This is a genomic window from Coxiella endosymbiont of Amblyomma nuttalli (assembly GCF_018107685.1).
Lineage (GTDB): Bacteria > Pseudomonadota > Gammaproteobacteria > Coxiellales > Coxiellaceae > Coxiella.
The window spans coordinates 963868-980820 of the sequence record NZ_CP064834.1 but is presented as its reverse complement, the minus strand read 5'-3'; the positions used below and the strand labels follow the sequence as shown (position 1 = coordinate 980820).

Genomic DNA, 16953 nt, shown 5'->3' with positions numbered 1-16953 from the left:
GAATACAGCCGTCATTACTATTGTATAGTATTGAGACAGTTTTTGAGAGAAAGTATTTGTAGTCTGTTATACCTAAAATCGTCTGAGAAAGAGTACGAATTCAGATAGTTAAACATTCCGCTACCTTAGAAACGTGGTCACTACCGGATGATTATAATAACTCTAACTATACATATAATGCCACTACCATCACAGTAATCAAGTTAATAGACAAGTAGATACGATGTGCAGCATTGGTGCAGTAATCTCTTGACCTAGGATTAGAGATAATGACGTCGTACAACTTTTGTTAAAATATGAAAAAAGATTGAATTGTGATATAAGCGTTTTAGAAGCTTATATTGCGCTGATAGATAATAGCTGGTCGGCTTCTTATTTTCCTGCTTGCTTTGGCTTTGCTCAATCTCTCGCATTAGGATGAATAACAGAAATATTAATAACAGAAATAACTATGTGTTATGTTTAAGGCGGCAGTGTCTTGTATGAAGCGTTAGATAAATGAAACAAAAGCTTAACTTCTATAGCAGATGTTGCCAACGCAGTTTTTAATCATGCCGGGGCGCTTCAATCAATGGCAATGTTATTCGTGTCATATAGATTAGAGAGAATTAGCAACCTGCAAATACGGAGAAAAGATGTCTGACCTAGATGATTATAAGCAAGCAGTCGCCTTAGAATTGATGCAATATATTAAAAATATTGACGTTATTGGTGTAGGTACAGGCTCAACGGTCAATTATTTTATTGATGCACTTGCTGAAAAGAAACATCAAATTGAAGGCGCTGTCGCCAGCTCAGTAGCAACTGAAAGACGATTAAAAGAACGAGGTATTCCCGTTATTGACTTAAATTCGGTTTCCAATCTGGAAGTATATATAGATGGGGCAGATGAATTTAATGAACATTTTTATCTCCTTAAGGGAGGTGGTGGTGCTCTTACCCGAGAAAAGATTATTGCTGCTGCTGCTAAACGATTTATCTGCATTGTAGATGAAAGTAAACGTGTTGATGTTTTAGGTAAATTTCCTTTGCCGATCGAAGTTATCCAGATGGCGCGAAGTTTTGTCGCCCGAGAAATCGTGAAACTTGAGGGAGACCCTGTTTATCGTCAAGGATTCATTACAGATAATAAAAATGTGATTTTAGATGTTCATAATCTGAATATTATAGATCCTATCAAATTAGAAGAAACCCTCAATAATCTCCCAGGCGTTATAACCAATGGTTTATTCGCTCATCGTCCTGCTGATACTCTGCTAGTGGGCACTGCTGGTGGCGTTCGGCTTTATCAAAAGACTTGACTTGCCCACCAGCCTTTTGTTAAATCTGTGTTATTAATCTCGTCTTATGTAATTCTATACCTTAGAGTGATATAGAACTTTACACACTTTGCCATTTGGGTATAACGGTTCTTCGTCATCAGGCAGCATTCATATATATCCATAGCACGTGCTTTCTGGCATCTACTGCAACAGATTCTGTGAGTAGATCGTGAAAAGAATATCGTATGTGTAAAGCTAGCGTTACCATCTTTGTATAAAGATGGTTTTAAGATAAAGAAAAGTTAAAGAAAGGTTAAAGATCAGATTTTAACAAGCCTGTCAGTGTACTTAGTTAGCATGAGTCACGAAAACACCAAGTCTGACTTGGTATTGGAGAATACTCAAACATTCTTTATTTATTTTTATAAAAATGCAACATCCTTAACCGAAGATCTATAGCAGAAAGATCTACAATAGAACTCATCACCACCATCACTCGTAATTATCTGTAATTATCGTCGGGCTTTAGGGCAGGAGAGGATTTAAATAAATCACAACCGAGTGGTATAACATCAGATTCTCCTCCATTTTGGTTAGATTTGTAATTCAGATTCAAAAGAGCACTATGTAACTAAAGACGATCTTGCAAAGTATTCAGCATCATACTAGAAATACTAGAAATCATTTTTAAAAAAGAAAATTTATATTACTCATTTCTGATTGTTGTAGCTTTCTAATAGAAATTATATATTGTAACAATTAGAGGGGAAGGAAGAACTAAAATCAAAGTTAAAATCTCCTACAATTTATCGGTTTTTCTTAGACTCTGAGCTTAAGAGCGCGTGTGCAAGACCAACAATCAAATCACATAACACCCATTTAGAATGTTCTGTTATCTAGAGAGATGTATCTCAGATATTGATTGTCCGAAATCAAACACGACACAACTATAGTCTTAACAAATCTCTACGTTTCTGTAACGGACTAACGACACTCGAACCATTATTTGAACCATGGTAAGATCATGGTCATGGCACAACATGTCGTAACAATCTTCAGCGGTGCACTAAATATTTTTCCAATTTTTTGGAATCAGTATGCTTTTCGTTATTAGAACTAATAGGAATGTTTAACAATAGCAAACGGTTGATAAGCATCATTATAGAATATCATTACAGAAGAAGTGCTCACTAAAAAATATTATTTAGTCTTACAACGGAGTTATAAACCAAATCATGGCTTTTAAAGACTTTCTTATCAATCTCTCATATAATTCTACTTACTTTATTAATAAAACAAGATAAAATGGTCAACATTGTAAAAGACATCGCATATATAATGTCAAGTTAGAAAATAGAAACGCGTCCCCACAACGTATTAATTATAGAATTAACAAGTTGTAGGATTAGGATTTTTTTGACAAGTCTACTGCAAAGTGAAACAAGTTATCGCTTGTAGACAACTTAATATAAGAATAAACTTACTTGGTTATCTAATCGCATGCTTGGTAAACAGAAGATCATTTATAACTACTATTAGCGGCAAAAGAATATGACATTTGCTTCTTATAATGCATTCAAAGAAATTCGTCATCGTGCTCCCAATTTTCAACCTAAATTAGCTATCGTCTTAGGATCTGGGCTCGGTGAGCTGTCTAATGAAATTGAAGATACCATCATTATTTCTTATCATGAACTGCCAGGATTTTATAAATCAAGCATTGTAGGCCATGCAGGAAATTTACATTTAGGTAGAATTAAAGATGTTCCTGTTGCTTGTTTAAGCGGTCGTGCGCACTATTACGAAGGTGCTGACAATAATGTGATTAAAACCATGGTACGCACGATAAAGCTACTGGGTTGCGAAACCTGGTTGGCTACTAATGCTGTTGGATCTTTGCGGGAAGATATTAAACCTGGCACTTTGGTTTTAGTGAGAGATCATATTAATTTTCAATTTAACAATGTACTTACGGGTCAAAACGAAGATGATTTTGGACCTCGATTCGTCAGTATGGAAGACTCTTATGATCCTCACTTTCGAACTCAATTTTTAGAAATTGCTAATCAATTAAAAATTGATTTGCCAGAAGGAGTTTATTTTGGTGTTTTGGGCCCTGCGTTTGAAACACCTTCCGAAATTAATGCGTACCGAATTTTGGGTGCTGATATCGTTGGCATGTCGACAATTCCAGAAGTTATCACTGCGCGACATTGTAATATGCGCGTCGGTGTAATTTCCGTTGTTAGTAATTTTTCTGCGGGAATCACAAAAGAAAAAGTCACTCACGAACAAACCTTACGTGGTGTCAAATTGGCGACTGAAAAATTAACTCAGCTTATTTTAACCTTTATTCAAAGATATCAAATATATTGATGATGAAATACTGATAACAAACTCAAAAATTAATTTAACCTAATGATTCTTTTCATTAATTTTAATCTATGTAGGCACTTAAATTTATCAATTGTGATGGCATTTTAAAAAACGGACTTTTAATCAATCACAATCACATCGTCATTTTTAACATCACGATCTTCGCTATTATTGCATTAAAACTTCTATAGGAAAATAATCTTACCAATACTACTTAAGAGATTATTATATTAAAGTAAAGGTTATCCTAACAAGCTGGTTGAAAAGCTTTAGTAGGTTTGTATGGTAAGCTAATCTCGATTGAGAATTATTTGCGTATTGTTTAGTATTGTTTAAAAGTAAAGAAAGTCCACGGGGCACTTGGAAACCCTCACTCCATTGCTACTTCATTCATGCAAGAATATTTTTAGTCACCTAAGAATCAAAATAGACAAGAGTACAGGACTTGCCATATTTGTCATATCTATCATAAAAGCGCTTGCAGCCTGTCATTATCCAGTACGCTGTGATTCCAAGAGAATTATACTGGAGTATCTAATTTAGGGAGTATAATGCCAAAATCATTCTCATTAAGAAAGAAGCCCATTTTTTTCTATAAAATTATTTAGAATGGAGATTAATATAAATCCCATTTACCGTCCATGTACACTTTCTTAGACTACCACGCATCATATCATCAAACGTACACATAGTGGTATAAAAGGTATCCCTATTTTATTTTCAGATAAGAAAAGATTAACTAAGATTATCAATGTTGCTTGATGAAGATGACACTTGAGTAATTCGGCGATAATCTCATATGAATAATCTAATCTAACAATTGACTTAAGTTATTAGTTTTTTAGAAACGATCTGACTGTCTGTAGTGAATTCAAAATCGCACTGTATTATTTGTAATGAAGCTCATGCAGAAAATACCTCCATATCATTGGCTATAAAGGGATAAACACATGCTACTTGTTACCGCTATTCTCAGCTCATATGTTGATTATTAATTCTTCATCAAATTCTTTGCATCTTTATAAAATTCCATTAAGCTAAATAGTCTATCCTGTAACCCATGAATTTAACAACGGTATCCCATATAAACCCTATCAATAGTGCCTTAGTATAAAGACGGTAAAGAACGATATATCGAGACTAAGGGGAAGCACGATATTACGAAAACAACAAATATTCTTGGGCAAATTAAGAATACAATCACCACTATGCTTGAAGTTAATAGGCTTGAACTAAACAAGGTATTTTGAAAAACAAAATCAAAGACTTTATCTTATCGAACTTTTAATATTGATTATCCCAATAACTGAGAAAGAAATACACTTAACTACGAAAGAAATATACTGAGAGAACACAAACCCAGCGCTATCTTGATAGACCCAGATAATATTGAAAACAACGGTACATTTTAGCTTATATTGAGTAGTGTTATCTGAAATATTTAAAAGATCTGAAACACATAGCGGGTATACTGAAATATCATCAGGTGTACTACGCAATACCATTCTTATAGTGGGAAGTTAATATAAAGAAAGAGTTGCTTATGACTATCACCTAACTGGTAGTTCTTACTAAAAGTTCTGTCTTTAGATCCTATTCATCCATGAGATAAAATTTTCTAAAACTATCCGTATTTGTCTTATGTAAAAAACTGCTCCAGGTTAGTTCATTGCCATACGATTAAATTTAACATTTATTATATGTAAAACAAGAGACTAAACAAACAACTACATTTTTATTCATTAATATCAACTGTTATAAATTGCTAAGAGACAATTCACAGGTGAGTATGAAGCATTTTAATAACAGCATGCGTACTAGGACGTATGTTAAACCACAAATTAAAAAGAGAGGCGTTATGTTCCACTAACATACCTAGACCATCAAAATAATATATTGCACCATGACTTCTTGCCCAGTGTAAAAACGGCATAGCACTCTTTCCATAAGAAAGATCGTAACAATAAGTATGTGAAGCTATTAAACCATCTGGTAAAGCAGGTACTTTCCCTTGGTGACCCAAGCTCGTCGCGTGAATGATAATATCGTAATGTTCAGATTTTAATGCATCAAAACCAACCCCACTAATGTTACCATATGATTGAAAGAAATTGGCCAGTTTGCGCGCTTTCGTGGCGGTTCGATTAACAATAACAATTTTTGCAGGCATTGTCTTGATAAGCGATGCTATAATACCTTGAGTTGCACCACCTGCGCCGATAATTAAAATAGATTTTTGTTTTAACGTTATATTATGATTGCATGTTAAATCTAGAACTAAACCTAAACCATCATAATTAACAGCATAAATGTTTCCATTGTCCAAAAATTGTAAAGCACTTGATACATTTATTTTCTGGCTTTTTATATTAGCCAATTGGTAGGCTTCGTATTTGAAAGGCAAAGTAACATTGATGCCTTTCCCACCTTCTTCTTGGAATTGCGCGATAGCTGCAGCAAAGCCATCGAGCGGAGCTTTTATTTTAAAATATTCAAATGATTGATGCGTTTGTTCAGCGAATGCCTGAAAAATAGTTGGTGATAAACTATGTTCTATGGGATTACCGATGATTGCATATTTATTCATATCTATAATATTGACAAAAAGCCCATGAAAAATCCATATCATCAATCTTATTTAAGTTTATAATCAAAGTATTTCTGTTAACAAATCATTTTTGTTTAAAAGTATATGGTGTGTTGTTTTTATACAATGCACTTTAAGTGAATTCTATTTTTGACATGTTCTTAGAAAGTGCTTTTAGAAAGGTAATGTGTAAAATCATTACGAACGTTGCGATTGATTAGTAAAATCAGGCGCTTAATACGTCTAATATGAATACTTATAAGTATTCATATTTTCGTTATTTATGAATGCAATTTTTGGTGGAGAGATGAAGGGATGGAATAATATCTCGTGCTCAATTACCAAACACCACTATTTTCTACGCCGCTACAATATGTGGTTTTTGCCTTATAAGTTTTGGTGCTAATCGGATTATTTGACACTTTTCAGTTCATAGCTATTAATATGTATGCTGTATTGTATGAATAAGCATTGTATTTTTGAAATACTAACAAAATATAAGAGGTTATAGGAGAAGCTTTATTTTTAAGAGGTACTTTTTCTCTTTTGATTTATCGTGCTTGTAAATCTCTGCAGAACTTCCGTAGCTGTTTCTATATATCGTTTTCAAGTATATAAACACAGAAACAAGAAACAGAGCAATAGAGTAAGAGATAAGATCTGTGTTTATTTTTATGATACAAGTAAATACAAGTATAAAAAAATAAGTGCTGATAACACGAGAGAAATAGGTTTAATTCAGTGTGTCTATCAAAAAAGAATGTGCTTTTGATAAAGGAATAGAGATCCAATTTGTCTTTGATATGCATAGTATAATACTTTTAAAGTAAATGCTTTTAAAGCTCATCTTCATGATCACTTACCAAGGGAGTATGAAGAATGTGAGGCATGACGATGTATATAGTAGCTAAATGGTAGCTTGTTGCTTTTTTATGGAAGTAATAGATGTCTCTAGTCTAGTTTTTTATTATAAAGATTTTTATTCATTTGCTCAAAAAATAATTTTAATTGCTTATAGGTAACCTGATCAGAAATCACTGCTTTACCGATGCGCTTTAATAGAATGAGATGCAAACGTCCATTCAAAACTTTTTTATCCATATACATTGCCGATAATAAAGCACGATGCTCAATTGCTTTAGGAAACTTTGTGGGTATGAATATTTGTTCGAGGAGGTGATGAATACGTTTTACTACGGTGCTATCGAGAAGGCCTTGTTGATGTGAAAATTTCACTGCCAACATCAGTCCCATGGCAACTGCTTCACCATGTAACCAATTATCATAACCTAATAAACGCTCAATCGCATGGGCAAATGTATGACCTAAATTTAACAAAGCACGTTTTCCACGGATTTCTTTTTCATCATTAGCGATGATATCACGTTTGATTTCGCAAGCGCGTTTAATTATTTCTTGTAATAAAGTAGAGTCTCGTTGTAACAACTGTAGAAAATTCGCCTCTAATTTATTAAAAAATTTATCATCATGAATGAGAGCGGCTTTAATAATTTCAGCAACACCAGCTTTAAATTCGCGGTCAGGTAATGTTCGGAGTGTAGCAAGATCAATAATCACCGCTTTGGGTTGATGAAAAGCGCCGATAAGGTTTTTACCTTCAAGCAGATTAACAGCTGTTTTACCACCGATGGAAGCATCCACTTGTGCTAATAGAGTTGTTGGCACTTGAATAAAATCAACACCACGCTGATAACAAGCTGCTGCAAACCCCGTTATGTCTCCTACAACACCACCTCCCAAAGCAATGAGTGTAGTATCACGATGATGATTGCATGAAGCCAATTTATTCAAAATAAATTCCCAGTGAGTGATATTTTTGTATTTTTCACCATCTGGTAAAATAAAAATATCACACTGAAGATTATGATTAATAGCTTTTAGGGGATTGAGGTAAAGCGATGCGATGGTTTCATTAGTGACAATCATAACTTGGTGGGCTTTTATATGATGGCGGAACAAGGTTACGTTTTGTAAAAGGTTTTCACCGATATAAATTGGGTAGAAAGATTCGCTAGTGTTGACAGTCAGTTGTTCAACTCTCATTGAAGGCTATTTTCCTGATTTCTCACTATTCTGATGATGATAGTCGGTTTTTATTTTTACTTGTTTACTAGTCTCTAATTAAGTGCCTGTTTTACTAGATTCAGTTTTTAATAGAAATAACAGTAGAAATGACGGTGAATTTATGTTCATAGAGATATCTTATATATTTTTTTAATATCATTCAAAATTTGAGTCGCTAATTGTTGAGGTTTTAGATTATTCGTAGAATAAACAAGATTCGCAATAGAACGATATAAAGGCTCCCGTTCTTTATTTAGTTGTTTCAATTTTTCTTTAGAATCGTATCTGATCACTAAAGGACGAGATTCTCTTTTTTGAATAATGCGTTTAAATTGAATTTCGACGGAAACCATCAAATATACCACGATGCCGTGTTTAGATAAACAACGGCGATTACTTTCAGTCAATATAGTTCCTCCACCAGTGGATAAAATAATGTTGTCTAGCTTGCAAAGCGACTCAATCATTTTTGATTCGCGTTCACGAAATCCCGTTTCACCTTCTTTTTCAAAAATCCATGGAATATCAATGCCTGTTTGTCTTTCAATTTCACCATCGGAATCATAAAAAACACTTTTGGTGAGTGTAGTGAGAGATTTGCTAACACTAGTTTTTCCGGCACCCATCGGGCCTATCAAATAAATGTTGTGGAGGTTTTTTTTATGAATTTGCGTAATTATCTGAGACATCATAAAAAAATCAACAATTTTTTGTATTCGACTAACTATGGTGATGGCAAAACCACCATTCATTCATCATTCTAAACTCTAATCAATTGGATTTGAATCCCAAGATATTTTGTTAAAACAACTCAGTTTTCCACAATAGGGTCAGTTGTAAAAGAACGCGCAGTACATACAAGTAATGCTGCTCTAATTCATATATATCATTCTTTACAAGATGAAGACGACGATCATATTCCTCCACCCAAATTTTACGATAAAGAATCTCTTTCTCTAATTAACGATGACAACTTGATGGTTATGCGACATTAGCTTATAATGCGAGATGGTATGCATGCAAGATCACTTTGCTTCTAAAGCTAATGGATAAGGGAGGGCAAGCAACTGTTCTACTTTACGATTTAATCTATGATTTACACTCCAATGTCAGATTTTAACGCACCAGTGTCAAAGTTTAACACAAAAGTAGCCTTTAAACTAAACAGTTTCTACTGGAATACAAATCGGTCTCCCTACTTTATACAAATGGAAATGAAGTGTGGCTTTTAGGAATCCGTGCCGAAATTTACAACCCATATCTTTAATAAAACTAACCACAATTTTCTGATGGTTTTTCCAATATACACTTTTTTATACCATAATTTTGTTAAATCAAATAACACGAGACACCTTCTGCGAGAAACATTTTGTCGGAGAGTTTGAAAGTAATAATCACTCGCCTTTTCTGAAACCGCATCTCTTTACATTTCTCGAAATATCAGAATACTACTAGCAGTACAATATTAGAGATAGATAAGTTATTCTTCCTTTTGTTTTTTCTTTTTTTTAGAGTGGCGCCAGTTCTTGATAGTACGTTGACGTTCACGGGCAAGGGTTAGATGATTAGAAAGGACGTTTTGGGTAATGATAGAACCAGCCCCAATAGTAGCATTTTCCCCAATGACAACAGGAGCTACCAAAACGACATTTGAGCCAATGAAAGCATCATCTTCTATTTTTGTGGGCCATTTATTAGTACCATCGTAATTGCAGATAATTGTGCCAGCACCAATGTTAACATTTTTACCGATGGTAGCATCGCCTAAATAGGTTAAATGATTAGCTTTGCTACCTTTTCCTAAAGTAGATTGTTTCATTTCAACAAAATTACCAACTTTGGTTCCTTCTTCTAAAACACTACCGGGACGAATACGCGCGAAAGGACCTACGCTGCATTGTGCACCAATGATAGTGTTTTCAATGACACTATTGGCAAGAATTTCAGTATTTTCATCAATAGTCACGTTTTTTAATAAAACATTCGGGCCAATCCGAACATTCCGACCAAGAAGGATTGTACCTTCAAGAATAACATTAATATCGATAATAACATCATGACCAACGTGTACATCATCACCGCGAATATCAATTCGATTAGGATCAATAATTGTTGCGCCAGACAACGATAATTTTTTTGCCATGGATTGTTGAAAATAACGTTCTAACTTACCAAGATCCCAACGATTATTGACGCCTTGTACTTCCTCAAAACAGTGAGCCATAACACTACCAACGGGGCAGCCTTCTGCTACCGCGGCAGCGACAGTATCTGTTAAATAATATTCTTTTTGCAGATTATTATTACCTATTGTTGGTAGCCATTTTTTTAAATTTGTTGAAGAAGTTGTCATAATACCGGTGTGAATTTCGCGAATTTTTAGTTGCTGCTTATCAGCATCTTTGTGTTCGATAACGCTGATAATGCTTCCAAATTTATTACGTATGATTCGACCTAATCCAGTAGACACGGAGTCCGGTAATTCAGCAATTACTAAACCTAAACCACTGGACGGCGTGCTATCCAACAAAGCTTGCAGTGTCTTAACGGAAATCAAAGGTACATCACCATAAAGAACTAAAACTTGATCATTATCATTACAAAAAGGAATCACTTGTAAAACGGCGTGACCGGTACCAAGCTGCTCATTTTGTTTTACCCAATGCACAGGTAAATGGTTCAATTTTTCACGTACTAAACTTCCGCCATTACCATATACAACATAAATGGTATGAGCTTTTAACAATTGGGTAGTTCTGACCACTCGTTCTAGCAGGGAAATTCCACCAATAGAGTGCAGCATTTTGGAAATACCTGAAACCATTCGTTCTCCTTTGCCTGCTGCAAGAATAACAACCCTCAATACCATAACACTTTATCCTCCAATCTTTCCTCGCTTACGTATCGACTGGATGGCACGCAATTGAGCAATAGCTTCGACTAGCTTCGTCATTACTTTTGAATATTCAATACTTGACTTCTGCTCGGCTAATTGTCTTTCCGCTTGCTCTTTTGCCATCAACGCAGCCGTTTCATCCAGATCGGCGGCACGTAAGGCGGTGTCAGATAAAACCGTTACGATCTCCGGCTGTACTTCAAGTATTCCGCCTGAAATATAAAATATCTCTTCCGTACCACATTCTAGTAGAATACTAATTTGTCCTGGCTTTAAAAAAGTTAAAAGTTGACGATGACCCGGATAGATTCCGAGCTCACCTACGCCACCGGTAATATTTACTCTTTTTACTGCACCGCTAAAGATGGCAGCTTCCGCTGAAACGATTTCTAACCGTATAGTTTTCATAATCATAACCGTCAAATCATAACTGTCTATTTTCACCTAACCGTTTCTTATGACTTAATCGCTAATGCATAACTAACTATAATGCATTATAGTGATTTTGTTTTTTCAAGCACTTCTTCAATTGAACCTACCATATAAAAGGCTTGTTCTGGCAGCTCGTCATATTCTCCACTGATGATACTTTTGAAACCACGAATGGTATCTTGCAATGACACATATTTGCCTGGCACACCAGTGAACACTTCTGCAACAAAGAAAGGTTGAGATAAAAAACGCTGAATTTTACGAGCACGACGAACAGTCAGCTTATCTTCTTCCGATAATTCATCCATACCTAAAATGGCAATAATATCCTTTAATTCTTTATAGCGTTGTAAAGTTTCCTGAACACCACGTGCAACACGATAATGTTCTTCGCTGATAACTAAAGGGTCAAGTTGTCGACTAGTGGAATCTAAAGGATCAATAGCAGGATAAATACCACGTTCTGCAATTTGTCGAGATAAAACTACCGTAGCGTCTAAGTGTGTGAAAATCGTTGCAGAAGATGGATCAGTTAGATCATCCGCTGGCACATACACCGCTTGAATGGAAGTAATAGATCCTGTTTTAGTTGAAGTAATACGTTCCTGTAAAGCACCCATTTCTTCTCCTAAGGTAGGCTGGTAGCCTACTGCGGAAGGCATACGACCTAAAAGAGCAGAAACCTCAACACCAGCGAGAGTATAGCGAAAGATGTTATCGATAAATAGCAATATATCTCGGCCTTTATCTCGGAAAGCTTCAGCGATTGTAAGGCCACTTAATCCCACGCGCCACCGATTTCCTGGTGGCTCATTCATTTGACCATAAACTAATACTACTTTATCCAATACATTAGATCCTTTTATTTCATGATAAAAATCGCCTCCCTCCCGTGTTCGCTCACCTACACCGGCAAATACGGAATAACCGCTGTGTTCAATAGCAATGTTACGAATCAATTCCATCATATTAACAGTTTTCCCCACGCCTGCACCACCAAAAAGACCCACTTTACCACCCTTTGCAAATGGACAAAGCAAATCAATGACTTTAATCCCTGTTTCCAATAATTCCGCTATACCTGATTGTTCAACAAAAGATGGAGCTGAACGATGAATAGGTAATTTTTCTTCGGCATCGATAGGACCTGCTGCATCGATGGGTTCTCCTAACACATTCATTATACGGCCTAACGTTTTTTCTCCAACAGGTATTTCAATCGGTTTTTCCGTATTTTCCACCGTAATACCACGTTTTAAACCTTCCGTGCTACCCATAGCAATGGTGCGAACGACACCGTCACCCAATTGCTGCTGTACTTCAAGTGTAAGCTGAGTATCTTTGACGTATAAGGCATCGTATATTTTTGGAACCGCATTACAGGGAAACTCGACGTCAACTACCGCGCCGATAATTTCATTAATGATTCCGGTTGTTGTCATTTTACTACCTCATTTTTATTCTACTGCAGAAGCACCCGCAATAATTTCCGAAATTTCTCGTGTGATGCCGGCTTGACGTGCTTTGTTATAAATCAATTGTAACTCATCAATTAATTGGCTAGCATTTTCCGTTGCATTTTTCATTGCTATCATTCGCGCGCTTTGTTCACATGCAATATTTTCGATAACTGCCTGATAAACCTGTGATTCGATGTAACGAACTAATAATATTTCTAATAAGTCTTTAGGCGAATCTGGTTCATAAATATAATCCCAATAGCCTTCTTCTGATTTTTTTTGATCAGCTTGTAGTGGCAATAACTGTCGGACAATTGGTTTTTGAATCATCGTATTGCAGAATTTATTTGTTGCAATATAAATTGCGTCAATTTTTTCTTTGTTATATTGATCTAGCATAACTTTCACGATACCAATAACATCTTGTACTGCCGGCATATCACCTAGATAATCTACTACTGCCAAAACCGGTCTACCATAATGACGGAAAAAGTCTTCACCTTTCCGTCCAATTATACACAAATCATCTATATGATTTGCTTTCCGTTGCTTCATATCAGCAACAACCGTGCGAAATAAATTAACATTTAAACCACCACATAAGCCTCGATTAGTAGTAATAACGATATAACCTCTACGTCTAATGTTTTCACGCTGTTGTAAATAAGGATGTGGATATTCAGCATGACTGGCTGCAACGTGACTAATAACTTTGCGAATTTTGCTGGCATATGGACGTGACATTATCATACGATCTTGTGCTTTCCGTATTTTACTTGCTGAAACCAGTTGCATCGCACGCGTAATTTTTTGCATATTTTTTACGCTCACGATCTTTGTTCTTATTTCTTTTGCTTTTGACACAAACTATTTTCCGTTATTTTACAAATATCTGTTCTGTACTAATACGCCTGTATTTTTTTGAATTTCTCTATTGCTGCTTTAATTTCCCTTACGATTTTCTCTGGAAGATCCAGATTTTTATTAATTTCATCTAATAAATCTTGACATTGATTATGCAAAAAGCTTATTAATGCCTGTTCATAATCCATCACTTTTTTCAACTCCACTTCACCAAGATAATTATTATTAACCACATACCAAATAATCGCCATTTCAGCCACACTTAGTGTCTGATATTGCGGTTGTTTTAGAATCTCTATTATTCTTTGCCCATGTTCTAGTTGTTTTCGAGTAGTTTCATCTAAATCAGAAGCAAATTGAGCAAAGGCTTCCAATTCATGGTACTGCGCCAATGCGATTCGTAAACCACAAATCAATTTTTTGATAATTTTAGTTTGGGCAGCCCCACCCACACGTGATACAGATAACCCTGCATTGATTGCCGGTCGGATACCAGCATTAAATAAGTTAATATCCAAATAAATTTGCCCATCGGTAATAGAAATAACATTGGTAGGAATAAACGCCGAAACGTCCCCTGCTTGCGTTTCAATAATAGGTAGAGCAGTTAATGAACCTGTTTTTCCTTTAATTTCACCTTTTGTAAATTCTTCAACATAACGTTCATTAACATGCGCTGCACGTTCCAATAAGCGTGAGTGCAAATAAAAAACGTCTCCAGGATAGGCCTCGCGACCTGGTGGTCGACGCAGTAATAATGAAATTTGTCGGTATGCCCATGCTTGTTTAGTTAAGTCGTCATAAATAATTAACGCATGTTGACCGCGGTCACGGAAATATTCACCCATAGCACATCCCACATAAGGTGCTAGGTATTGTAAAGCAGCTGCTTCAGCAGCGCTTGCATTGACAACAATAGTATGCTTCAGTGCATCATGCTCCTCTAGTTTACGCACGATTGTAGCTACTGAGGATTGTTTTTGACCGATGGCAACGTAGATGCATTTAACACCAGTATTTTTTTGGTTAAGAATGATATCAATAGCAATAGCTGTTTTTCCTGTTTGACGATCACCAATGATTAACTCCCGTTGTCCACGACCGATAGGAACCATCGCATCAATAGCTTTAATGCCAGATTGCAACGGTGTATCAACAGATTTACGCGTGATCACGCTTGGTGCTACATTTTCGACGGGTGAGGTGAGTTTTGTTTCAATTGGACCTTTACCATCAATTGGTTCACCTAGTGCATTGAGCACCCGGCCTAATAATGTTTTGCCCACGGGTACCTCTAAAATTCGACCCGTACAGCGTACAGTCATCCTTTCTTTTAAATGTTCGTAAGATCCCATGATTACCGTACTTATCGAGTCACGTTCAAGATTAAACACTAAACCATAGGTATTTTCCGGAAATGCAATTAGTTCGCCGAACATGGCATCACGCAATCCATAAATGCGGACAATACCATCTTTAACACTGATGATTGTTCCCTCAGTACGTTCCTCTGGTTTAATATCAAATTTTTCGATACGTGATCTAATAATGTCACTAATTTCAGCTGATCGTAATTGTGTACCCATAGACAAACATTTACCTCCTCAAACTCTCTGCCAATCGGGTCAATTTACCTTTGATAGAGCCATCCATTACCCAATTACCGGAACGAATAATAGCGCCACCTAATAGAGATTTATCTATCGTTACCTTTAATTTAACTTTAGAATTAAATCGTTTTTCCAGGTTATTTTTAATTTTTCCTCGATATTCAGCATTTAGTGGAAAAGCACAAATAACTTCGGCTTCAACAATACCTCGATAATTATTCAATAATCGATGATATAAGAAAGCAATATCCGGTAAAGCCATTAATCTTTTTTCATTAATAAGCAATTGAAGAAAATGATCGATTTCTTCCTTCAACGAACTCGTTTCAACTTGGATCGTTTGAATTAAATAGAGCAATAATTCCTTGAATTCTTGATTAGAAATTCGTGGATTAATGATTAGCTGGGCTATTTGTTTATTTTTAACAAGTTTTGACAAAACATTAAACACTGCAGACCACATTTTAAGCCGATGGTTTTTTTTAGCATCAGTAAATATGGCTCTGGCATAAGGCCTTGCTACTGTTAATTGTAACGTCATTATTTAAATTTCACTCACTAACTCATTCACCAAACGATCGTTGCTTGCCTTGTCTATTTCACGCTGTAAAATCTTTTGAGCACTAATCACAGCAATATCCGAAACCTGTCTAAGTAGTTCCGCTCTTGTTATGTTGTATTCTCGTTCAATTTCACTTTTAACTAGTTGTAGTAAATGCGTACCTTCCTTCTGCGCTTTGTTTTTTGCTTCTCCAATAATATGACTGGCTCGTTGATTGGCCTGTTCAATAATGTGTGCTGATTGTACTTTTGCTTCGGTGAGTATCGCTTTGGATTTAATTTCTGCAAGTTTGAGTTTTTTATAACCTTGTTCAGCCATTGCCAATCCATCCGCAATATTTTTACGACGAACTTCCAGAATCTTTATAATCGGCGGCCAAATAAACTTCATCGTCAAGCCAATAAAGACGATAAATACCAGTATTTGTACAATCAGTGATGCGTTAATATTCACTCACAATTACCTTATTTCTACTTATGCTTCTTACAAAGAGAGACGATGGAATTATCATTGACCCGCTACTTTCATTACAGCATCCATAACAGCAGTCAAAAACGGATTTTTAGCAAAAATCAAAATTAAGCCCATTACCAAAGAAATAGCTGCGAAAGCATCCACTAAACCAGCCATTAAAAACATGCGAATCATCAACATAGTTGATAATTCCGGCTGGCGAGCTACACCTTCTAAAAACTTACCTCCAAGCATGCCAAAACCAATAGCCGTTCCCATGGCAGCTAAGCCGACAAACAGACCTGCTGCGATAGCTGAAGCTCCCTGTACACTTGCGATTAACTGAGCGATAACCATTATGCCTTT

General features: G+C 35.8%; 13 protein-coding genes. 2 read left to right on the top strand and 11 right to left on the bottom strand.

The window, feature by feature from the left end:
• The first annotated feature begins 635 nt into the window (after positions 1–635).
• Together rpiA and CEAn_RS03515 are read left to right on the top strand one after the other, a co-directional pair.
• A complete protein-coding gene (gene rpiA / locus CEAn_RS03520) occupies positions 636–1301 on the top strand; it encodes a ribose-5-phosphate isomerase RpiA (protein WP_211923809.1) in 666 nt (221 codons plus the stop codon).
• 1512 nt (positions 1302–2813) lie between these two features.
• Positions 2814–3638 (top strand): purine-nucleoside phosphorylase, encoded by an 825-nt coding sequence (locus tag CEAn_RS03515; protein WP_211923808.1) that lies wholly within the window; start codon positions 2814–2816, stop codon positions 3636–3638.
• 1777 nt (positions 3639–5415) lie between these two features.
• Here CEAn_RS03515 and aroE read toward each other — a convergent pair.
• From aroE to atpE, 11 genes are all read right to left on the bottom strand, one after another.
• Positions 5416–6225 (bottom strand): shikimate dehydrogenase, encoded by an 810-nt coding sequence (gene aroE / locus CEAn_RS03510; RefSeq protein ID WP_211923807.1) that lies wholly within the window; start codon positions 6223–6225, stop codon positions 5416–5418.
• 951 nt (positions 6226–7176) lie between these two features.
• Positions 7177–8289 (bottom strand): 3-dehydroquinate synthase, encoded by a 1113-nt coding sequence (gene aroB, locus CEAn_RS03505; RefSeq protein ID WP_211923806.1) that lies wholly within the window; start codon positions 8287–8289, stop codon positions 7177–7179.
• 146 nt (positions 8290–8435) lie between these two features.
• A complete protein-coding gene (locus tag CEAn_RS03500) occupies positions 8436–8999 on the bottom strand; it encodes a shikimate kinase (protein WP_244670120.1) in 564 nt (187 codons plus the stop codon).
• A 791-nt stretch (positions 9000–9790) separates the two neighbouring features.
• Positions 9791–11179, bottom strand: coding sequence for a bifunctional UDP-N-acetylglucosamine diphosphorylase/glucosamine-1-phosphate N-acetyltransferase GlmU (glmU, locus tag CEAn_RS03495; RefSeq protein WP_211923805.1), 1389 nt, complete (start codon positions 11177–11179; stop codon positions 9791–9793).
• A 6-nt stretch (positions 11180–11185) separates the two neighbouring features.
• The gene (locus tag CEAn_RS03490; RefSeq protein WP_244670119.1) at positions 11186–11617 is read right to left on the bottom strand and encodes a F0F1 ATP synthase subunit epsilon; all 432 of its coding nucleotides are present in this window, start codon (positions 11615–11617) and stop codon (positions 11186–11188) included.
• A gap of 83 nt (positions 11618–11700) precedes the next feature.
• A complete protein-coding gene (gene atpD, locus CEAn_RS03485; protein WP_211923803.1) occupies positions 11701–13080 on the bottom strand; it encodes a F0F1 ATP synthase subunit beta in 1380 nt (459 codons plus the stop codon).
• 15 nt (positions 13081–13095) lie between these two features.
• Positions 13096–13962 carry a F0F1 ATP synthase subunit gamma gene (atpG, locus tag CEAn_RS03480; RefSeq protein ID WP_211923802.1) on the bottom strand — a complete coding sequence of 289 codons (867 nt, stop codon included), beginning with the start codon at positions 13960–13962 and terminating at the stop codon, positions 13096–13098.
• A 38-nt stretch (positions 13963–14000) separates the two neighbouring features.
• On the bottom strand, positions 14001–15548 hold the full coding sequence (gene atpA / locus CEAn_RS03475; protein WP_211923801.1) for a F0F1 ATP synthase subunit alpha: 1548 nt from the start codon (positions 15546–15548) through the stop codon (positions 14001–14003).
• Between the two features lie 10 nt (positions 15549–15558).
• Positions 15559–16113, bottom strand: coding sequence for a F0F1 ATP synthase subunit delta (locus CEAn_RS03470; protein WP_211923800.1), 555 nt, complete (start codon positions 16111–16113; stop codon positions 15559–15561).
• Between the two features lie 3 nt (positions 16114–16116).
• Complete coding sequence (locus CEAn_RS03465; protein WP_211923799.1) at positions 16117–16587, bottom strand: F0F1 ATP synthase subunit B; 471 nt, start codon at positions 16585–16587, stop codon at positions 16117–16119.
• 54 nt (positions 16588–16641) lie between these two features.
• On the bottom strand, positions 16642–16944 hold the full coding sequence (gene atpE / locus CEAn_RS03460; protein WP_211923798.1) for a F0F1 ATP synthase subunit C: 303 nt from the start codon (positions 16942–16944) through the stop codon (positions 16642–16644).
• Positions 16945–16953: the final 9 nt, after the last annotated feature.